Source organism: Cryptosporangium sp. NPDC051539 (assembly GCF_044454545.1).
In the GTDB taxonomy this organism is placed as follows: domain Bacteria; phylum Actinomycetota; class Actinomycetes; order Mycobacteriales; family Cryptosporangiaceae; genus Cryptosporangium.
The window spans coordinates 294,649-315,340 of record NZ_JBITDV010000008.1 but is presented as its reverse complement, the minus strand read 5'-3'; the positions used below and the strand labels follow the sequence as shown (position 1 = coordinate 315,340).

The window sequence follows — 20,692 nt, the reverse complement described above, 5'->3', positions numbered from 1 at the left end:
AGTGGCGGCGCCGGCCGAGCTCACCGAGCACAGCTCTCCGGTCAGGGCGAAGGAGGCCGTCAGCGGGCTGCTGCGGCGTCCGATGGCGTCGTACTACCTCCTGCTGGCCAGTTCCGGGCTGCTGCTCGGTCTGGGCCTGATCATGGTGCTCTCCGCCTCCAGCATCGACTCGTACGCGAACTCCGGCTCCGCGTTCACGATCTTCATCAAGCAGCTGACGTTCGCGCTGATGGGGCTCCCGGCGTTCTGGCTCGCGCTGCGCCTGCCGATGCGGGCCTGGACCGTGCTCGGCTGGCCACTGGTCGTGCTCGCGGTGATCCTCCTGCTGCTGCTGCCGTTCTTCGGCAAAGAGGTCAACGGGGCCAAGCTCTGGCTGGCCATCGGCCCGGTCCAGATCCAGCCGGTCGAGGTCGCGAAGCTCGCGCTGGTGCTGTGGGGATCGGCGGTGCTGGTGCGCAAGCGTCCGCTGCTGACCGAGTGGCGTCACCTCGCGGTGCCGCTGCTGGCCGGTTCGGTCGTGCTGTTCGGACTCGTCGGCATCGAGGACTTCGGCGGCATGATCCTGCTGCTGTTCATCCTCGTCGCGCTGCTGTGGACAGCCGGTGTGCGGTTCCGGGTGTTCGCGACGCTGGGCGCGATCGGCGTCGTCGGGCTGGTGCCGCTGATCGCCGGCAACCCGGAGCGGATCTCCCGGCTGACCAGCTTCACCGACCCGTTCGCCCACCAGGACCAGGCCGGCTACCAGGTCGTCCGGGGCTTCTACTCGCTCGGCACCGGCGGCTGGTGGGGGCTGGGACTCGGGCAGAGCCGGGAGAAGTGGGGCCACCTGCCCGAGGCGCACAACGACTTCATCTTCGCGATCATCGGCGAGGAGCTCGGAGTCCTCGGATGCCTGGTCGTCGTGGCGCTGTTCGGCGTCCTGACCTATGCCGGTATCCGGGTCGCCAGCCGGGTGGACGACCCGTTCCGACGGTTGGTTGCCGCCGCCGGTACGGTCTGGCTGGCCGGGCAGGCTCTCGTCAACATGGGGGGCGTCGTGGGACTGCTGCCGATCACCGGCGTCCCGCTCCCGCTGATCTCGGCCGGCGGCAGCTCGCTGGTGCTGACGATGTTCGTCGTCGGCATGCTGGCCAGTTTCGCCCGTCACGAGCCCGAAGCCGTGCTCGCACTGCACGCCCGCGGACGCGCCTGGTGGATGCGCTGGACCGGCATCCCGATGCCGGAGCTGCCCGGCCGACCCGGGCGGGCGCGGCAGGCGTTACGGTCTGGGCGGGCCGGGCGCCCCTTAGGCCGGTCCACTCACCGAACACGTACAGGAGGTCGTCGGTGACCGTGTTGCGATCGGTCGTCCTCGCCGGTGGCGGGACGGGCGGACACATCGAGCCGGCGCTGGCGCTGGCCGAGTGCATCCGCCGGTACCACCCGGACGCCCGGATCACCTGCCTCGGCACACCGAAGGGCCTGGAGACCGAGATCATCCCGGCCCGCGGCTGGGATCTGGAACTCGTCCCGGCGTATCCGCTGCCCCGGCGTCCGAACGCGGATCTGGCGCGCACGCCGGGCCGGATCCGCAAGGCCGTCGCCGCGGTCGGCGAGGTGCTCGACAAGGTCGAGGCCGAGGTCGTCGTCGGCTTCGGAGGGTACGTGGCGCTGCCGGCCTATCTGGCCGCCCGCAAGAACAAGATCCCGGCCGTCGTCCACGAGGTGAACGACCCGGCCGGTATCGCCAACAAGGTGGGCGCGCGCTTCACGCCGTTCGTCGGTCTCGGCGGCGAGCACGTCACGCTGCGCAACGGCACGGTCGTCGGGGTGCCGCTGCGGCGCACGATCTCCACGCTCGACCGGTCGGCGGCCCGCGCCGCCGCCCGTGAGCACTTCGGGCTCGACCACGACAAGCCGGTGCTGTTCGTCTCCGGCGGTTCGCAGGGCGCCCGCTCGCTGAACCTCGCCGTCACCGCCGCCGCGAAGGCGCTGGGGGCCGCGAACATCCAGGTGTTGCACGTGATCGGGGCCCGCAACACGCTCGACATCATGCCCGAGCCCAGCGGTACGAAGTACGTGACGCTCCCGTTCCTCGACCGGATGGACCTCGGGTACGCCGCCGCCGACCTGATGCTCTGCCGCGGTGGCGCGCTGACCTGCGCCGAGGTGGCCGCGGTCGGGCTGCCCGCGGTCTACGTCCCGTACCCGCACGGCAACGGCGAGCAGCGGCGCAACGCGCTGCCGGTGACCCGCGCGGGTGGCGGCCTGCTGGTGGAAGACGCGGAGTTGTCCGCACCCTGGCTGGAGGAGAACGTGATACCGCTGTTGAGTGAACCCGACCGGATAGCCGCCATGGGCCGCGCGGCAGCCGGATACGGTCGCCGGGACGGTGACGAGGCGCTGCTCGCCCTGGTCTACCAGGCGGTGCGCGAGAACCAGCGTGCGGAGGAGCAGGCGTGACGGACCTCGCGAACCTGACGGCCGAGGACCTCGGCCGGGTGCACGTGATCGGCATCGGGGGCGTCGGCATGCTCGGCGTCGCCCGGCTGCTGCTCACCCGTGGCATCCCGGTCAGCGGCAGCGACATCAAGGAGTGGCCCGCGCTGGAGACGCTGCGCGCGCTCGGTGCGAGGATCCATCTCGGACAGGCGGCCGGGAACCTGGACGGCGTCGACACGGTCGTGTACTCGACCGCGATCCCGGCCGACAACGTCGAGCTGGTCGAGGCCCGGCGACGCGGCCTGCGCGTGCTGCACCGCGCCGAGGCGCTGGTCACCGCGATGAACGGGCGCCAGGGCATCGCGGTCGCCGGCACCAACGGCAAGACCACGACCACGTCGATGGTCACCACCGTGCTGCAGCACTGCGGCGTCGACCCGTCGTTCTTCATCGGCGGCGAGTTCGCCGACGCGGGCGTCGGCGCGCACCACGGCTCCGGGCCGCACTTCATCATCGAGGCCGACGAGAGCGACCGCTCGTTCCTGCTCTACGCGCCGTACGTGGCGATCATCACCAACCTCGAGGCCGACCATCTCAACACCTACGGCGACATGGCCGGGCTCGAGGCCGCTTTCCGCGAGTTCATCGACCGCGTCGACCCGAAGGGCTTCGTCGTCGTCTGCGCCGACGACGAGGGCGCTGCGCGTCTCGGTGACTACGCCCGGTCGACCGGCCGCCGCGTCTTCACCTACGGACGCTCGGTCGACGCCGACCTGCGGCTGGCCGAGGAGGCCAGCGACGTGGCCGGAACCTCGTACGTCGCGGTGCTGGACGGCACGAAGATCGGCGCGGTGAGCGTGCCGGTCCCCGGTGTCCACCTGGCGCTGAACTCGGCGGCCGCGCTGCTGACCGCGATGAAGCTCGAGCTGGAGCCGGCCAAGGCGGTGGAGTCGCTGGCCCAGTTCCGGGGCGTCCGGCGGCGGTTCGAGCTGAAGGGCGTGGCGGCCGGCGTCCGGGTGTACGACGAGTACGCCTACCACCCGACGTCGATGACGGCCGCGATCTCGACGTTGCGCACGCTGGCCGGCACCGGCCAGCTGATCGTCGCGTTCCAGCCCTACCGGATGTACCGCACGGTCGCGTTCCTGGACGAGATCGCCGAGTCGCTGGGGATGGCCGACCAGGTCGTCGTCATGGAGGTCTTCGGGCCGGGCGAGGAGCGCGCACCGGGCGAGGGCGGCGCGCCGCTGGCCCGGGCGGTCCCGCTGCCGCGCGAAGACGTGGTGTTCGAACCGTCCTGGTCGGCGGTCGCTCCGGAGGTCGTGCGCCGGGCCCGCCCCGGCGACCTCGTCGTGACGATGGGAGCGCCGCCGATCTCCATGCTCGGCACCGAGATCCTGGCTGCACTGGAAGAGCAGCGCGTCGATCGGTGAGCGTGGCGCACGGGCCGGCCCGACCGTCCGGGCTAGAGTGTCGCGGTTATCGCCGGGGGATCGGCGGCCGACTCCCGGGAGGATCGCATCGTGAAGCCCGACCGGCCGGCGCGCCGCTGGCGCCTCCGCCGGGACGCGGCCACGACCACGGCCAGAGCCGGTGGCCGGCGCGCCCTCCGTCGTGGCCGTAGGGGCCTCCGCGCGGTCGCGCCCTACGCCCTTGTGGCCGGCGTCGTCGTGGTGGCCTCAGTGGCGGTCTGGGCGCTGCTGGGCTCGGCGCTGCTCGGCGTCCGGACGGTCTCGGTGCGTGGCGAGCGGACGGTGACCGCGGAGCAGGTCGCCCGCGCGGCGGCGATCCCGGTCGGGACGCCGCTGGCGCGGCTCGACACCGCTGCCGCGGCGGCCCGGATCCGCGCACTGCCCGCGGTGGCCTCGGTGCAGGTGCGGCGGGCGTGGCCGAACACGGTCGTGGTGACGGTCGCCGAGCGCACGGCGGTCGCGGTGGCCCAGCGGGGCAAGCAGTTCGTGCTGATCGACGCGGGCGGATTTCCGTTCCGGACGGTGACCGCGCGCCCGGCCGGGCTGCCGCTGATCCGGGTGAAGAAGCCGGCCGAGGGCGATCCGGCCACCCACGCGGCGCTCACGGTCGCGGTCGCGCTCACGAAGCCGCTGCGCGAGGTGGCCACCGCCGTCGTCGCGAACTCCCCGCAGCGGGTCGAAGTCCGCCTGGACGACGACCGGGTGGTGTTCTGGGGCACCGCCGACGACAGCCCTCGCAAGGCGACGATCGCCACGGCCCTGCTGGGGGAGTCCGGGAAACGGATCGACGTCAGTGCACCGGACGTGGTGACCGTGCGCTAAACAGTGCTCATTGACAAGTGGACCTCAGCCTCAGGATGAGGGACGGGCCGGGGTGGCGGACCGGACGGGGTTGCGCAAGGCTTGTCCGGTCTGAGTGTTCAGATCCGGACCAACAGCGATCACTTTGGACATTCAACCCGTATGGGGAACAATGTTGCATAGACGGTCGAGTCGGGGCGGGCCCCGCGATCCTCCCGAGACACGCCCGCGTGGCTGCTTGAATCACTCCCGCGTGGACGCTTACCGTCCCATCACATCAACACTTGACATAATAGTAACGCTCTACTAGAGGGTGAGAGTTCGGCCGCGTGAAGCTGGGTCGCCCTCATGGGACCATGCGCACTGCTTAGGGAAGGCACACCGATGACACCTCCGCACAACTACCTGGCGGTCATCAAGGTCGTCGGCATCGGCGGCGGTGGCGTCAACGCCGTCAACCGGATGATCGAGGTGGGCCTCAAAGGGGTCGAATTCATCGCGATCAACACCGATGCGCAGGCACTGTTGATGAGCGACGCCGACGTCAAGCTCGACGTCGGCCGTGAACTGACCCGCGGCCTCGGCGCCGGGGCCAACCCGGACGTCGGCCGCAAGGCTGCCGAAGACCACAAGGACGAGATCGAAGAAGTCCTCAAAGGCGCGGACATGGTGTTCGTCACCGCCGGAGAGGGCGGCGGGACGGGCACCGGCGGCGCGCCGGTCGTCGCCAGCATCGCCCGCAAGCTCGGCGCGCTGACGATCGGCGTCGTGACGCGTCCGTTCGCGTTCGAGGGCCGTCGCCGCGCCGTCCAGGCCGAAACCGGTATCGACGATCTGCGCAACGAGTGCGACACGCTGATAGTCATCCCGAACGACCGGCTGCTCTCGCTCGGCGATCGCGACATCAGCATGATGGACGCCTTCAAGATGGCCGACCAGGTCCTCCTGCAGGGCGTCCAGGGCATCACCGACCTGATCACCACGCCGGGTCTGATCAACCTCGACTTCGCCGACGTGAAGTCGGTCATGAGCGGCGCGGGCTCGGCGTTGATGGGAATAGGGAGTGCGCGCGGGGAGAACCGTGCCGTCGAGGCCGCCGAGGCCGCGATCTCCAGCCCGCTGCTGGAGGCCAGCATGGAGGGTGCGCACGGCGTGCTGCTCTCCATCGCCGGCGGGTCGGACCTGGGGCTGTTCGAGATCAACGAGGCTGCCTCGCTGGTCGCGGACGCCGCCCATCAGGACGCGAACATCATCTTCGGAACGGTCATCGACGACGCGCTCGGCGACGAGGTCCGGGTCACGGTCATCGCGGCCGGATTCGACAGCGGCGCGCCGGCCTACCGGGCCGCGACCACCCGGGTGTCCTACGCCGACCAGCACCAGCAGCGCTACACCGACCAGTCGGGGTACGCGCCGCGTCAGCCGGCCAACCAGCCGGTGTCCGCTGCTCCGGCTCCGCAGCCGCCGGCTCCGGCCCCGAAGCGTGTGATCTTCGACGACGTCGACGTCCCCGACTTCCTCAAGAACGGGGCGTGACCTCGTCGGCCGGCCGCACCGGCTCCGCCGGGCGGCCGGCTGACGGTGGTGCGGCGGATGGGTGGAACTTCATGCATGTCCTGACCGGTGTGAAGTTCCATTCATCGATCGGCATCCCCGTCCTCGAGGGTGGGGCACGATGACCCCGTCGGCGTCGGCGTCGGACGTGCGACGGGCCGAACTGGCCGAGGGTCTCGCCGACGTCCGGGGCCGGATCGCGGCCGCGTGTGCCGGCGCCGGACGAGCGCCGGGCGACGTGACGCTGATCGCGGTCACCAAGACGTGGCCCGCGAGCGACGTGGCGGCGCTGGTGTTACTCGGCGTCCGCGACGTCGCGGAGAACAAGGACCAGGAGGCCCGCGCCAAGCACGCGGAACTGCCCGATCTCGACGTGCGGTGGCACTTCGTCGGCCAGCTCCAGCGCAACAAGGCGCGCTCGGTCGTCCGGTATGCCGACGTCGTCCACAGTGTGGATCGTCCGGAGCTGGCGTCGGCGCTCGGGACCGCGTCCGAAAAAGTGCGGGACCGACCGCTGGACGTTTTGCTCCAGGTGGACTTGGGTGACGGCGAGGCGGCCGGCCGCGGCGGGGTGGCTCCGTCCGGAGTGGCCGCGCTCGCGGACGCGGTCGCCGACACGCCGGCGCTGCGGCTGGCCGGAGTGATGGCGGTCGCACCCCTGGGTGGGGAGCCCGACCGGGCCTTCACCCGGCTGGCCGAGCTCAGCGCCGAGCTCCGCGCGACACACCCGGGATCGACGTGGATTTCGGCTGGAATGAGCGGCGACCTCGAGTCGGCAGTCCGACACGGAGCAACACATGTGCGTGTCGGATCCGCTTTGCTCGGGAAACGGGTGTCCGGACACGCTAGTGTGAGGCCTTGAAAATGCGGAATTACACGCGTGTCATTTAGATTCGGCTCAGCTGATCGTCACGTCGAGGAGGAGGGGGCGCTCCATGGGTGCATGGCGGAAGGCAGGCGTCTGGCTCGGCCTCGTTGAGGACGACCCGCGCTACGAAGACGACCCTCGGTACGAGGACGGCCGATACGACGGCCGTCGCTTCGACGAGCGTCGCTACGCGGACGACGACCTCGACACCTATGAGGACGAGTTCGAGGAGCCGGCGGCACGCCCCGCTCGGCTGGAGCGCACGGCGAGTCGCCCGGTCAGCCGGATGCCCGCTACGCCGGCGCCGCCGACACACGACAACCTGGCCCTCGCGCCGCAGCTGTCACTTCACGAGAGGTCGGTGGTGAGTGACGTGAGCGCGCCAGACGAGACGTCGTACCGGATCACCACGCTTCATCCGACGAACTACAACGAAGCTCGGATGATCGGAGAGCAGTTCCGTAATCACATTCCGGTGATCCTGAACCTCACCGAAATGGACGAGGCGGATGCTAAGCGACTGGTTGACTTCGCGGCCGGACTTACTTTCGGCCTTCGCGGTAGCATCGAGCGCGTGACCAACCGGGTCTTCCTGCTCTCGCCGGCCAATGTCACCGTTACCGCGGAGGACAAGGCACGGATCGCCGAGGGCGGATTCTTCAACCAGAGCTAAGGACGTCGTACTCCGTGTTGCTCGTGTGGCAGCTCGCCTACCTGCTGCTGTATTTGTTCCTTTTGGTACTTCTCGGGCGACTTGTAGCGGAGTACGTGCTCGTGTTCGCGCGGCGCTGGAGGCCGGGCCGCGCGGCGTCTGCTGCTCTCGAGGTCGTGTACAGCACCACAGATCCGCCGCTCAAAGCGTTGCGCCGGGTGATCCCCCCGCTGAGGATCGGGAGCGTTAGCCTCGACCTCGGTTTCCTGTTGCTGCTCATGATCGTCACCATCCTCATGAGCGTGGTCCGACGGCTGTCAGAGACGTCATACTGACCCCACGCCGTCCAGCCACCCCGACGTGTCCGGAGGAGTTTCGATGCCGCTGACCCCCGCCGACGTTCATAACGTCGTCTTCAAGAAACCGCCGATCGGTAAACGCGGTTACGACGAGGACGACGTCGACGCCTTCCTCGACGAGGTGGAGCGGGAGCTCGCTCGGCTGATCGAGGAGAACAACGACCTCAAGGCGCAGGTCGAGCGCGGCCGCACCGGTGGTCCGGCGACGGCTGCGCCCACCGCCGCGCCGGGGGCCGACCCCGACGTGCGCCGCTTGCACGCCGAGAACGGCGAGCTCAAGCAGCAGGTCGACCGTCTCCGGCAGGAGACCCAGCAGGCCAAGCAGGCCGCCGCGGCTGCACAGCAGCAGGCGCAGAGCGCCGCCGCGCAGAGCCAGAACACCGGTTCCGTGCTGCCCGCCGTTCCCGGCAGCGACGACCAGGGTGAGAAGGCACTGCGGGTGCTCATGCTCGCGCAGCGGACGGCTGACGACCACGTGGCGGACGCCCGCCGTGAGGCCGACAAGCTTCTCTCCGAGGCCCGGTCCAACGCCGAGGAACTCACCCGGGACGCCCGGGCGAAGGCCGAAGCGCTGGAGCGGGACGCTCGGCAGCGTCACCAGGAGGCAATGGGCGGCCTCGAGGCGAAGCGCACGGCACTGCAGAAGCACATCGAGCAGCTGAAGGCGTTCGAGCGCGAGTACCGCACCCGGCTCAAGGCCTACCTGGAGAGCCAGCTGCGTGACCTCGAGGCTCGTGGCCAGGCGACCGAGGCGGAGATCAGCCGCGAGGGTGTCGGTACCTCCAGCTTGTCCGGTGCGTTCGGGGGTCCGCATGCCGGATTGCCCCGGTCCGGAGACGTCGCCGACACCCACGGTCGCTGACCTGGGTCTGGTCGAGGCCATGGGCCAGGATTCTGCTACGCCGTGATCGTCGTCAGCCTCCTCTTCGTGTGCGCGTCTGCCGTGCTTCTGGGTGCGGGAGTCGTGCAGCCGAACGACGGCCTCGTTCTGGGCTCCATCGCAACCTGCCTCGTCGCGGGCGTGTTTCTGGCGTTCGGCATCCGCCGGCAACGCGCTCGCGCCTCGGTGGCTGCGGGAGAGGTCCCGGAAGAGGAGCCGTCCGAGCAGCCTGCGCTCTTACGGGTCAAGGCGGAGCGGCTCATGGCCGTGGGGGAATCCGCGGAGCAGGGCTCCGAGGATTCGCAGTACCGCCGGGACGGGGAATACCGGCCGCCGGAGTACCGGCAGGAGCCGTACCGACCCACCGGAGCTCCGGCTTCGCCGTCCGGCGAGCGCTCGGGGGCCGACCAGGCGCGTCGGGATTCCGCGCGGCCTGACGGTGGTCGGCAGGAGTACGCGCGCCCTGAGGGTGCGGTTCGGCCGGACTACGCCCGTGGCGAGAGCGTTCGGCCGGAGTACGTGCGTTCTGAGGGTATTCGGCCTGAGGGCGTTCGGCCTGAGGGTGTGCGGGCGGATTACGCGCGGTCTGACGGCGGTTGGACGGATGGCGGTCGGCCGGGCTCGGGGAGGCCTGAGCCGGGGCGGCCGGGTGGGTCGTCGTATCGGCCGCCGAGCGGCCACCCTTCTTCTTCGCCACCCTCAGCGCAGCCGGCGGGCACGCGACCGGGTGCGGCGCGCCCGGCGGCTGCCCAGGCAAGTCCTGGCCGTCCGCCCGGTACCCCGTCCGGTCCGCAGCGCCCGGCGGGACAGCCCGGTGGGGCGCGGCCCGGCTTCGAACAGGCGGGTGGGACGCGGCCGGGCTTCGAGCAGGCTGGTGCGGCATCCGCCAGCGGGTTGCGGCCGGGCTCTGAGCAGCCTGGTGGGGCGCGGCCCGGGTTTGAGCAGCCTGGCGGGGCGCGGCCCGGGTTTGAGCAGCCTGGTGGGGCGCGGCCCGGGTTTGAGCAGCCCGGTGGGGCATCGCATGGCGGGGCGCGGCCGGGCTACGACCAGCCCGCTGCGGCGCAGCCCGGTGCGGGCCGCTCGGCCGGTCCTGTGCACGGTGAGTCGTGGGTCACACCTACTCGTTCCCAGCCCGACCAATCACCTGCGGCCCAGTCGGCGTCGGCCCAATCGGGGGCCCCTGTGGGGGCGGCCCAGCCGGGGGCGGCGCAGTCCGGGGCGGCCCAGTCGGCGGGGGCGAAGCCCTCGGAGGGTGGTCAGTTCCCGATCGGGGCACCGCAGCAGCGGCCGGCCGAGGGTTATGCGAGCGGGCGCTCGTCCGATCGCAGCTACGGCCAGAGCCCAGACCCTCGGCGTCCCGAGTACGCCGAGCGCCCCGACCCGGGCGCGCGTGCCGGCTACAACGAGCAGCTCGCCGACCGATCCCCGTACAGCGCTCGGCCGCAGGAATCCCGCGCCGAGGGCGGTCGCTCCGACAGCGGCCGTCCCGAAGGGATCCGCGCCGACCCCCGGATGTTCGATGGGACCCGGTCCGGCGATGGCCGGTCCGATGGCGTGCGGTCCGATGGCGTGCGGTCCGGGAGCAGCCGGCCCGATGGCGGCCGGCCCGGCGATGGCTGGTCCGACGGTGCTCGGTCCGGGGGCGGACGGTCAGACGGCGGCCGGGCTGGTGATGGCCGTCCGGACGGGGGCTGGCGGGAGGACGGCCGACCTGAGGTCAGTCGCCCGGAGAGCGGCCGTCCTGTCAGCGGGCGACCGGACAGCGGGCGACCGGACAGCGGGCGACCGGACAGCGGGCGACCGGACAGCGGGCGGCGAGATGGTGGCCGGGCCGGGGCTGGGCGCTTTGACGACGATCGCCTCGAGGGTGGGCGTCGTGAGGAGGCCCGCGCCGAGGGTGGGCGTCGTGACGAGGGCCGCTCCGAGGGTGGGCGTCAGGAGGCCCGCGCCGAGGGTGGCCGTCGTGACGAAGGTCGCCCTGTCGGCGGTCGTCCGGACGGCGGACCGCGCGAGGGTCGGCCCGGTAGCGGGCGGTTCGACAATGGCCGCCCAGACGGCGGGCGCCCAGACGGCGGGCGCCCGGACGGTGGGCGGCCGGACGGTGGGCGGCCGGACGGTGGGCGGCCGGACGGTGGGCGGCCGGACGGTGGGCGGCCGGACGGTGGGCGGCCGGGGGCTGGGCGCGGGGAGCCACCTCGGCAGCGGCCGGCGGCGGAGGCGCCTCTGCGGGTGCAGTCGGAGCCGATAGAGCCCGATCTTGCCGACGCCGAGACCGTGATCGTCACCGACGCTGACGTGATCGCCGAGGTCGTGAACACTCCGTCGTCGAGCGCACGGAACGTGGACGAGCCCGTCATCGACGCCGAGTCGTCCGACACGATCCGCCTGGACGGCGCTCCCGTTCTGGTCGTGAGCTCGACCAGAGTCGAAGACACCTCGCCCGAGCGTCCGTCCGACCAGGACGACCGGGACGACCAGGACGACCGGGACGACTGGCGCCGCGCCTCCGACGGCAGGACCGCCGACCAGCGCCGCCAGTCCGATCCACGACCCGCGGACCGGGGCGGACGCGACGACCTGCGCCGCCCGTCCGACGCCCACTCCGCGGACCGGCGCGGACTCGACGACTCGCGCCGCCCCTACGAGCCGCCGAGGTCCTTCGATCAGCCCCGGTCTTCCGACCGGCTGCTGTCCTCCGACCGGCCGGGGATCTCCGACCGGACTGGGGGGCCTTCCGACCAGGTGCGCCCGGACGAGCCACGGCGGTCGTCGGAGCCACCCCGCTCGGCTGACCCGTGGGGCTCGGGTGAGTCGCGGCGGTCACCCGGGGAGAGCAGGTCCTCCGACCCGCAACGTCCGGACGACTCCTGGCGGCAAGCCGAGCCGCCCCACTCCGGCCCGTGGGAGGACGACGCGCTGGGCTCGTCCGACTACCCACGGTCGCGGGACTCGCGGTCCGAGGACGCCCGGCGGTCCGGCGACGGCGGCCGTGGCCCGGCTCCGCGAGACTCCGAGTCACGGGACTCCGAGCTGCGGGGCTCGTCGGAGCCGTCGTGGTTCTCCGAGTCGCGCCCGGCCGAGCCGACCGGCGAGACGTCCACCCCGGACGGCGACCCCGTGACCGAGCCGATCTCGCTCGCCGACCGACGGGCGCAGAAGGCCGGCGGCACGGCCCCGAGGGCCACCACTCCGGCCCAGCGACCGGAGCCGGCCTCACCCGCTCCGTCAACAGGCGACCGGCCGACGTCTCCGGCCCAACGACCCCCCTCCGACCAGCGCGAACCCGCCGCGACCGCTGCGCCGTCCAGGCACGCCGAGGCACCGGCCAGGCCCGCGGCGGCGAGCGGACCGACGCCCTCGCCCACCGGGGACGACTCCGACCCGGAGCCCGCGGCCGAGTTGCTCCTCTCGTCCGAGAAGAAGAAGCTCGCCACCGCCGCCGACGACGTCCTCGTTGTCGACGGACGACCGCGCTACCACCTCGACGGCTGCGCCCAGCTCGACGGACGGACCCCGGTCGCGATTCCGGTGACCCAGGCCATCGACCTCGGCTTCACTCCTTGTAGTCGGTGCGCGGCGGCGACGCGGCTCTTGGTCGCACTGCGCCGGTGACCCACGGTTACGAATTCGTCGTTCCGGTGCGCGTGAAACCGGGTGTTTCCCGGCCTCGCGTGGGCGGCTCGCACGACGGCCCCTACGGAGCGGCGCTGGTCGTCGCGGTCTCCGCCCGTGCGGTCGACGGCAAAGCCACCCGGGCGACCCTGGACGCGGTCGCGGCGGCGTCCGCTCGTCCGGCGTCACGCTGGTGGCCGGCCGGACGAGCCGGGACAAGCTCGTCGCGCTCACCACCCCACCCCCCGACGCCGCCGACCGACTCGCCACCCTCCGCGACGCCTGAAGCCCGCCGCCCGGAAACCCGCTGCCCGGAGGCCCGCTGCCTACCGACTCGCCACCGCTCGACTTGCCACCCTTCGCGACGCCTGAGCCCCGACACCCGGAAGCCGACGCTCGAGGCCCTACCTTTGAGGCCGACGCCGACGCCTGAGGCCCGCCGCCTGAGGCCCGACGCCTGAGGCCCGACGCCCGCCGCCCGTGGCTCGAGGCCGACGCCGCGGTGCCGGGCGCAGGGCGGCTCGCGTGCGGCGCCTGAGTCCCGACGCCCGCCGCCTGAGGACTGAGGCCCGAGGCCGACGCCGCGGCGCCGGGCACACAGGGCGCCGGAGGCTCGAGCCCGGCGCCCGGCGCCCGGCGCCCGCCGCCCGCCGCCCGCCGCCCGTGGCCGACGCCGCGGTGCCGGGCGCAGGGCGTCGGAGGCTCGCGTGCGGCGCCTGACGCCCGAGGCCCGACGCCTGGGCCTGGGGCTCGAGGCCTGACGCCCAGCACCCCGAGGGCCGAGGCTTGGGGCTTGACGCCGGGGGCCCGGTGCTCGAAGGCCGGTCGGGGGCTGGAGACGCCACTGGGGCGGACGCATACGGCAGTCCGGTTCGGGAGGTTTGAGGGAGTCAGCCGGAACGGTAGGTGAGAGAAGACTCACAGTGCGCGCAGGCTCCGACAACGCTCGGCTGCGACCGACGCGGCCGTGTACGGCGTCAGCATTGGTGCGCGTCGCATTGTCGGGGCGGCATCGGCTACGTATCCTGAGCGCTCTGACCAAAGCCGGGTTCGATCCGGCGATAGGGGCGGAGGTGGCCGCGATGGCGGAACGGGCGAAGGCCACGAAGGAGACCCCACGCCGGGCGACGGCGAAGACCGGTGTTCGCCGGTCGACGCGAACGGCGGCGAACGGGGCAGCGGCCACGGCGGAGCCGGCGGCTCCGCGCACGCGAGCGAAGACCGCCACCAAGGCGGCTCCGATCGCGGACGACCGGCACGAGGAGCTGAAGAGCGTCCTCGAGGCACGGCTGCACGAGCTCAGCACCGAGTACGACGAAGCAGTCGTCTCGCTGACCGAACTGCAGCGCAGCCGGGTCGCCGACGGCGCGGGTGACGATCAGGCCGATACCGGCACCAAGACGTTCGAGCGGGAGCAGGAACTCGCGCTCGTGCACGGTCTCGGTGAGCGCGTGCAGCAGGTCGAGCACGCGCTGGCGCGGCTGGCGGAGGGGCAGTACGGCTCGTGCGAGCGATGTGGGAACCCCATTCCGACCGCACGGCTGGAAGCATTCCCTAGTGTGACCCTGTGCGTGAGTTGCAAGCAGATCGAGGAACGCCGCTGAGCCGGGCAACGGACAGCGATCCATCGGGCGCCCCGGCGGCGAGCGAGGCGGAGCCGCCCCCGGCGGCCCCACCTGCTCCCCCCGCCGTATCGGCGGACCCACCCCCCGCGGCGGCTCCAGCCGCCACTCCGGCGACCCCAACCGGGATCGGAGCGAGCCCGGACCCCACCGGGGCCGATCCGGGCGGCCCGGCTGACGCCGCGCCTGCCGGCCCGTCCGCCGCAGCCGATCCGGACGCCCCGGCGGATGCCGCGCCCGCCGGCAGGGCGGATGCCGCGCCTGCCGGTCCGGCCGACGCCGCGCCTCACGGCGTCTCCGACACCGCCGCCGCCCCGGACAGCGTCCCCGACGACGCAGCCGTCGCCGCTGACGGCCCGGACGATCCCCACGGGCCCCCGCCCCGACCCCGGGTGCGGCGGGGGCGGTGGCTGTTCGCGCTGATCGCGCTCCTCACCCTCGCCGCCGACATCGCCAGCAAGCTGGCCGTCGTCGGGAAACTCGAGAACACCGATCACCCCCCGATCGAAGTGATCCCGAACGTCCTGTACTTCGTCCACACCCGGAACACGGGCGCCGCGTTCTCGATGGGTGAGAGCTACACCTGGGTACTCACCGGCGTCGCGCTCGGCGTGATCATCGTGATCATCCGGTTCGCGCGGAAACTCGCCTCCAGCGGCTGGGCCGTGGCGCTCGGCCTGGTGCTCGGCGGTGCGTTCGGCAACGTCATCGACCGGCTGTTCCGCGAGGGCGGAGGGGTGGTCGACTTCCTGGCGATCGTCGACCCGTTCGACCCGCCGTGGCCGATTTTCAACCTGGCCGACTCCGCGCTCTGCGTCGGCGTCGCGATCCTGGTGTTCATGGAACTCACCGGGCGCCGGATCGACGGCACGAGGGTGACAAAATCGGGGAGTGCGAAATCGAAGGATGACTGACACCGAGCCGCCCGTCCCCGACGGAGCGGCGACGGTCGGCGTCCGCGGTGAGCACCGTTCACTCCCCGTCCCCGACGGGCTGGAAGGAATGCGGCTCGACGCCGCACTCGCCCGGTTGTTCGGTCTCTCCCGTACCGCGGCCGCCGGCGTGATCGAGGCCGGTGACGCCTACCTGGACGGCGCACCGGCCGGAAAGTCCGACCGGGTGTCGGCCGGCTCCTGGCTGGACGTCACGCTGCCCGCGCCACCGGCCCCGCCGTCCGCGAACCCCGAGCCGGTCCCCGGCCTGCGGGTCGTCTACGCCGACGACGACATCGTCGTCGTCGACAAGCCGGTCGGTGTCGCGGCCCACCCCAGCCCCGGCTGGACCGGCCCGACCGTGGTCGGGGGGGTGGCCGCGATGGGTTACCGGGTCTCGACGTCCGGCGCGGCCGAGCGGCAGGGCATCGTGCACCGCCTCGACGCCGGGACGACCGGCCTGATGGTGCTGGCCACCAGCGAGCGGGCCTACACGCTGCTCAAGCGGGCGTTCAAGGAGCGCGAGGTCAGCAAGATCTACCACGCGCTGGTCCAGGGCCACCCCGATCCGAGCCGCGGCACGATCGACGCCCCGATCGACCGGCATCCGTCGTCCGACTGGCGGTTCGCGGTCGTGGCCGGAGGGAAGCCCAGCGTCACGCATTACGACACGCTGGAGGCGTTCCGGGCCGCGTCGCTGCTCGAGGTCACGCTGGAGACCGGCCGGACGCACCAGATCCGGGTGCACTTCTCCGCGCTGCGGCACCCCTGTGTCGGAGACCTCACCTACGGAGCCGACCCGACGCTCGCCGCCCGGCTGGGCCTCACCCGGCAGTGGCTGCACGCGATGCGGCTGGGCTTCGAGCACCCCTCCACCGGCGAGTGGGTCGAGTTCACCAGCGAATACCCCGCCGACCTGCAGTCCGCGTTGGACCGCGTCCGCGCCGAGTCGTGAGGCCGGCCCTCCGCCGGCTCGCGCGCGGCGCGCGGCGGCTGTCCCGCTCCTGGACGGCGCTGGTGACGGTGCTGCTGGCCGTCGGGCTGGTCGTCGTCGCCTACCGGGCCGGGACCCGGTCCACCCCGGTGGACGACACGGTGTCCGACGTCCCCCGCGTCGGCCCGGCCGAGGGACAGCAGGCGGACGCCTACCGCGCGGCCGCGTCCCGGGAGCTGGACGCCGCGCCCGCCGGCCGGCCGGTGTGGGCGCTGGTCTCGCTCACCGCCTACCAGCGCCCGGCCGCACTCGACGCGTTGTTCGCCACGACGTCGGTGACCCGGGTGATCGCACGGGTGCCGCTGCCGGACGTCCAGACGCAATTGGTGACGCTCGTCGTCGACCGGCTCGCGGTGGACGTCGCGACCGGCATGCGGCGCACGGCGACCGCGAAGGAGCAGGCGGCGGCGACGGCGGCGAGTTCCGCGGCGTCCGCCGGAACGGACGAGCTGAAGCAGGTGTACGCGGCCGACGCCGCGGTCGAACGGCGGGAGGCCGCCGCCTACCGGAGCCTGTGCGCGTGCGTCTACGGCGCGGTGATCCGGGCGACGCCGGAGCAGCTGCGGGAGCTCGCGCAGCGGGCGGGCATCCGGGTCGTGGACCCGGCGCCGGAGGTGACCAGGCTGGATCGGGCGACGTTCGTGCCGCTGCGGCCGGAGCAATCCGGAACTGTCGGTCCGCCGTCGGATACTGCTGCCGGTCCGAGTGCGACGCCGTCTCGGTCCGCGGCCGGGTGAAACCGGCGGTGACGTGAAGTGCTGTTCCGATACGTGCGAAGGGCCTCGGCAATGCATATGAAGTCTGGCTCGGGCTCACTCTGGGTCACGGAGTCGACGCCGGCGGAGATGCCGGCCGTGTTCGCGCTCCGTCACGACGTGTTCGTCGTCGGGCAGAACGTTCCGGCCGATCTCGAGCGGGACGAGTTCGACGGTGTCGCCGTGCACGTCGGCGCCTGGGAAGCGCAGCCCGACGCGGCGGTCGGGGTGGCCCCGCGGCTGGCGGGCACGGGCCGCCTGCTCGGTGAGCCGCCTGCGCCCGGCCGGGTCGGGCGGATGGCGGTGCGGCCCGATCTGCGCGGCCGCGGGGTGGGCCGGGCGGTGCTGCGCGGCCTCGAGCGGGCCGCGATCCGGCGGGGCAATCCCGAGATCGTGCTCCACGCCCAGCTGCACGCGCGCGAGTTCTACGCGAAGGCCGGCTACCGCGTGCGCGGTGACGAGTTCGACGAGGCGGGCATCCGGCACGTCGAGATGCGCAAGGCGCTGCCGGTGATCCGTGAGGTGGCCGATTCCGACTCGGCCGCTCTGATCGCCCTGATCGGTGCGGCCTGGGCCGAGTACCCGGGTTGCGTGCTCGACGTCGACGGTGGAGAGCCGTGGCTGCGCGCCCCGGCCACCTACTACGCCACCCACGGCGGGCGGCTGTGGGTGGCCGAGCTCGACGGCGCGGTCGTCGGCTCGATCGGCATCCGGCCCAGCGGGCCCGACGTCGCCGAGCTGAAGTCTCTCTACGTGAGCGCGTCCGCACGCAGGCACGGCCTGGGTGAAGTGCTCACCTCGCTGGTGGAAGACGAGGCTGTGCGCCTGGGCGTCCGGCAGCTCGAGCTGTGGAGCGACACCCGTTTCGCCGACGCCCACCGGTTCTACGCGCGGCTCGGCTACGAGCAGCTGTCCGGGTCCCGTGAGCTGCACGACCTCTCCGCCACCGTCGAGTTCCCGTTCGTGAAGGCGTTTCCGTACGCCCCCTACGCGGCCGATCTGGTCGGATGACCGATCAGTTCGTCACCGGCGAGCACAACGAGGCAGAAGATACGTAGGCTGATCCCAGCGGCGTCGAGCTCGGGGAGGTGGCGGTGGGGCCCACTGAGCCCGCCGACCGGGGTGAAGCGGTCCGACGCTGGCGCGCGTTACTCGGCCGGTCCCGCAGCAGGCCGCGTCCCGCCGTCGGTTCCCGGCCCCTCGCGCCGCCTCTCGCACCTCCGCTGGCACCCCCGTTGGCCCCGTCGCCGCCTCAGCAGCGCACGGGTTACGAACGACCCCTGGTCCCCGACTACCCGCCGCAACCGCCGCCCCCGCTCGTCGGGACGGTCCCGGTGCAGCAGGCGATCGAAGTGATCCGGGGCGACGTGGGGCGTCCGAAGGCGGTCTCGTTCGTCAACCCGAAGGGCGGCGTCCACAAGACCACCGCGACCGTGCTGGCCGCGGCGACGCTCGGCAGCGTGCGCGGTGGCGGAGTCCTGGCCTGGGACGACAACGAGCTGCGGGGCACGCTCGGGTTACGGGCCGGCACCGCCAGGCACGCCCGCACGATCAAGCACCTGATCCACGACCTGACCGCGGTGGAGACCGCGATCAACCAGGGCCACGGCATCACCGAGGTGCTGGAGAACTACCTGCGGCACTCGTCCGACGGGTCGTTCGACGTACTGGCCGGTGACGAAGACCCGCGGGTGGCCAGGCACCTCGACCCCGACACGGTCCGTCGGCTGATGACGTTGCTGACCAGGGCGTACGACATCGTTTGCGTCGATACCGGCAACAACGTCGAGAGCCCGAACTGGAAGACGGTCATCGAGCAGACCGACCGGATGGTGATCACCACCCTCCCGCGGGAGGATTCGGCGTTCACCGCCGACTGGATGCTCGATCTCCTCGAGGAAGACGGCTACGGCGACCTGGTCGCCGACGGTGTGACGATCCTGTCCTGCCCGAGCCCGATCCCGTCGCCGCTGCTCGACGAACTGGTCGATCACTTCTCGCACCGCACCCGCGCGGTCGCGGTGATCCCGTACGACCCGGCGCTCGAATCGGGGTCCACGATCTCGTTCTCCGGCATCGCCGAGCAGACCCGGCGCGCCTGGCTGGACGCGTCGGCGGCTCTCGTCCAGGGCTGGGGGCAGTGAGCACTATGGTTGAGCGGTGCGCCATGAATCGCCGAGTCCGGACGGCGTGACCACGCCGCCACCGGCGCCCGGGCCGCGACCCGGTGGCCCACCGGCGGCCGGTCCTCGTTTCTCGTCCGAGCTCGTTTCGGTGCGCCGCCGCCATGCCGGTGACGAGCCCGAAGACCCGCCCGGGTTGTCTCCGGCGGCCATGATGACCGGCATCCGGGCGTCGGTGGCCTGGCGGGACGCGCTCGTGGCCGTGCTGCTGGCGATCGTGGTCGCGGCGTCCGGCGCCGCCAACGGCGTCCTCTGGGCCCTGATCGGGCCGCACGTCCCGGTGCTGATGACCGCCAACGGGCCGATCCTGGCCGAGTACTACGGCGAGTCGTCGTTCGGGGCCCAGGCGACGTACGGCGGGCTGGCGCTGGCCGCCGGGTTGCTGCTCGGTCCGCTCGCGTACCTGGTCCGGCGCCGCCGGGGGCCGATCGTCCTGCTCGGGCTCGCTCTCGGATGCCTGGCAGCGGGATACGTCAGCTGGAAGACCGGCACCTGGTGGGGCCGCGACGAGTACGACTCGCTGTTGCAGCACGCGGCGCCCGGGCGCCAGTTCCCGATGCCGGTCGAGCTGAACGCGAAGGGTCTGCTGTTCCTCGAGCCCCTGCTGGCCGTGCTCGGATACGTCGTCGTGGCGGCCTGGAGCCGTTACCCCGACCTCAAGGTCGACCCGGGCCTGAACCGCGACGTCGGCCGCCACTGGGGAGATCGCCCGCCGGACCAGTGACCCCGCCGAACCGGTGACCCCGACGGGCCCGGCCCGGCCCGGCCACTTACTTCAGTTCGGAGACTGGTCGACCCGCAGTTCGGCCAGCGGCACCGGCACCGCGTGCAGCCGCGAGAGCATCGTCGCCTCGCGCTTGAGCAACCGGAGCTGCCTGCGCAGCCGGCTGACCGTGTCGTCGATCGCCAGCAGGCTCTGCTGGTCGTCGATCGTGAGCGGCGCCGCCGAGCCGACCAGGTACGACAGCATCGCCGGGTCGCTGGGAAGCGGCAGCGCGGGCAACGCCGGGGCCTTCGCCGACTCGGACGCGGCCTCTCCGGCGCGCAGCGTCGCGTGCAGCAGCGTCCGGCACCGCGCGAACACCTCACGCACGCCCGCTGCCAGCACCTCGGCCTCTTCTTCTGCCCGCTCGTCGAGCCCCGGTTCGGGCAGGCGCTCGATCCGCCCCCGCAGGTACGGCACGTCGGATTCGCCCGGCAGCACCTCGATCAACCGGAACCGGTCACGCCCCACCGAGACGACGTCGAACCGTCCGCCCGGGTAGGGATGCACCTGACGCAGCTCGGCGGTGCACCCCACGTCGTGCAGTGCGGTCACCGAGTCCTCACCGACCTCCCAGCCCTGCCGGATCGCGAGCACCCCGAACTGCCTCCCGTGAGGCTCCGCGGCCATCAGGTCGCGGATCAGCGCGCGGTAGCGCGGCTCGAAGATGTGGAGCGGCAGCACCACTCCCGGAAACAGGACGGTGCCGAGTGGAAAGAGCGGAATGATCTCGGCCACGTGGTTCAGCGTAGGAGCGGAGCGGCCACGCTGCGCGCTGAACGCCAGGGCTGCGTCGGTTACCACACCGGCCGGGCCCTACCGCC

The 20,692-nt window shown here is 72.3% G+C and carries 19 protein-coding genes; 18 read left to right on the top strand and 1 reads right to left on the bottom strand.

Translation table 11 applies throughout. The features are described from left to right. Position 1: 1 nt before the first annotated feature. The 18 genes from ftsW to ACIBZJ_RS25625 all read left to right on the top strand — a co-directional run bounded on the left by ftsW (position 2) and on the right by ACIBZJ_RS25625 (position 19,829). The gene (gene ftsW, locus ACIBZJ_RS25710; RefSeq protein ID WP_395933766.1) at positions 2–1,330 is read left to right on the top strand and encodes a putative lipid II flippase FtsW; all 1,329 of its coding nucleotides are present in this window, start codon (positions 2–4) and stop codon (positions 1,328–1,330) included. After that, entirely contained in the window at positions 1,327–2,442 is a 1,116-nt protein-coding gene (gene murG / locus ACIBZJ_RS25705; RefSeq protein WP_395933764.1) for an undecaprenyldiphospho-muramoylpentapeptide beta-N-acetylglucosaminyltransferase, read from the top strand. The genes ftsW and murG overlap by 4 nt, the downstream gene beginning before the upstream one ends. Then, positions 2,439–3,854 carry a UDP-N-acetylmuramate--L-alanine ligase gene (gene murC / locus ACIBZJ_RS25700; RefSeq protein WP_395933762.1) on the top strand — a complete coding sequence of 472 codons (1,416 nt, stop codon included), beginning with the start codon at positions 2,439–2,441 and terminating at the stop codon, positions 3,852–3,854. The genes murG and murC overlap by 4 nt, the downstream gene beginning before the upstream one ends. 90 nt (positions 3,855–3,944) lie before the next feature. Next, the gene (locus ACIBZJ_RS25695) at positions 3,945–4,715 is read left to right on the top strand and encodes a cell division protein FtsQ/DivIB (protein ID WP_395933760.1); all 771 of its coding nucleotides are present in this window, start codon (positions 3,945–3,947) and stop codon (positions 4,713–4,715) included. Positions 4,716–5,078: 363 nt separating this feature from the next. Continuing rightward, positions 5,079–6,230 carry a cell division protein FtsZ gene (gene ftsZ / locus ACIBZJ_RS25690; RefSeq protein ID WP_395933758.1) on the top strand — a complete coding sequence of 384 codons (1,152 nt, stop codon included), beginning with the start codon at positions 5,079–5,081 and terminating at the stop codon, positions 6,228–6,230. A 139-nt stretch (positions 6,231–6,369) separates the two neighbouring features. Continuing rightward, positions 6,370–7,110: a YggS family pyridoxal phosphate-dependent enzyme gene (locus tag ACIBZJ_RS25685; RefSeq protein ID WP_395933756.1), complete on the top strand. Its 741-nt coding sequence runs from the start codon at positions 6,370–6,372 to the stop codon at positions 7,108–7,110. 73 nt (positions 7,111–7,183) lie between these two features. Then, positions 7,184–7,789 carry a cell division protein SepF gene (locus ACIBZJ_RS25680; protein WP_395933754.1) on the top strand — a complete coding sequence of 202 codons (606 nt, stop codon included), beginning with the start codon at positions 7,184–7,186 and terminating at the stop codon, positions 7,787–7,789. A gap of 14 nt (positions 7,790–7,803) precedes the next feature. Further along, a complete protein-coding gene (locus ACIBZJ_RS25675; protein WP_073250795.1) occupies positions 7,804–8,103 on the top strand; it encodes a YggT family protein in 300 nt (99 codons plus the stop codon). Positions 8,104–8,146: 43 nt separating this feature from the next. Next, entirely contained in the window at positions 8,147–8,989 is an 843-nt protein-coding gene (locus ACIBZJ_RS25670) for a DivIVA domain-containing protein (RefSeq protein ID WP_395933752.1), read from the top strand. 2,247 nt (positions 8,990–11,236) lie between these two features. Next, the gene (locus ACIBZJ_RS25665) at positions 11,237–12,619 is read left to right on the top strand and encodes a hypothetical protein (RefSeq protein WP_395933750.1); all 1,383 of its coding nucleotides are present in this window, start codon (positions 11,237–11,239) and stop codon (positions 12,617–12,619) included. Further along, positions 12,577–13,080, top strand: coding sequence for a DUF167 domain-containing protein (locus ACIBZJ_RS25660; protein WP_395933748.1), 504 nt, complete (start codon positions 12,577–12,579; stop codon positions 13,078–13,080). Before ACIBZJ_RS25665 ends, ACIBZJ_RS25660 begins: the two co-directional genes overlap by 43 nt. 621 nt (positions 13,081–13,701) lie before the next feature. Continuing rightward, complete coding sequence (locus ACIBZJ_RS25655) at positions 13,702–14,223, top strand: TraR/DksA family transcriptional regulator (protein WP_395933746.1); 522 nt, start codon at positions 13,702–13,704, stop codon at positions 14,221–14,223. 410 nt (positions 14,224–14,633) lie between these two features. Next, on the top strand, positions 14,634–15,155 hold the full coding sequence (gene lspA / locus ACIBZJ_RS25650) for a signal peptidase II (protein WP_395933744.1): 522 nt from the start codon (positions 14,634–14,636) through the stop codon (positions 15,153–15,155). Continuing rightward, positions 15,148–16,128 (top strand): RluA family pseudouridine synthase, encoded by a 981-nt coding sequence (locus tag ACIBZJ_RS25645; RefSeq protein WP_395933742.1) that lies wholly within the window; start codon positions 15,148–15,150, stop codon positions 16,126–16,128. Before lspA ends, ACIBZJ_RS25645 begins: the two co-directional genes overlap by 8 nt. Beyond that, positions 16,125–16,904: a hypothetical protein gene (locus ACIBZJ_RS25640; protein ID WP_395933740.1), complete on the top strand. Its 780-nt coding sequence runs from the start codon at positions 16,125–16,127 to the stop codon at positions 16,902–16,904. The genes ACIBZJ_RS25645 and ACIBZJ_RS25640 overlap by 4 nt, the downstream gene beginning before the upstream one ends. Before the next feature lie 57 nt (positions 16,905–16,961). Then, positions 16,962–17,933, top strand: coding sequence for a GNAT family N-acetyltransferase (locus ACIBZJ_RS25635; protein ID WP_395933738.1), 972 nt, complete (start codon positions 16,962–16,964; stop codon positions 17,931–17,933). 323 nt (positions 17,934–18,256) lie between these two features. Next, positions 18,257–19,066, top strand: a complete 810-nt coding sequence (locus tag ACIBZJ_RS25630) for a MinD/ParA family protein (RefSeq protein WP_395933736.1) — start codon at positions 18,257–18,259, stop codon at positions 19,064–19,066. A gap of 16 nt (positions 19,067–19,082) precedes the next feature. Beyond that, complete coding sequence (locus tag ACIBZJ_RS25625; protein ID WP_395933734.1) at positions 19,083–19,829, top strand: hypothetical protein; 747 nt, start codon at positions 19,083–19,085, stop codon at positions 19,827–19,829. A 51-nt stretch (positions 19,830–19,880) separates the two neighbouring features. Here ACIBZJ_RS25625 and ACIBZJ_RS25620 read toward each other — a convergent pair whose 3' ends face one another. Then, positions 19,881–20,606 (bottom strand): LON peptidase substrate-binding domain-containing protein, encoded by a 726-nt coding sequence (locus ACIBZJ_RS25620; RefSeq protein ID WP_395933732.1) that lies wholly within the window; start codon positions 20,604–20,606, stop codon positions 19,881–19,883. Positions 20,607–20,692: the final 86 nt, after the last annotated feature.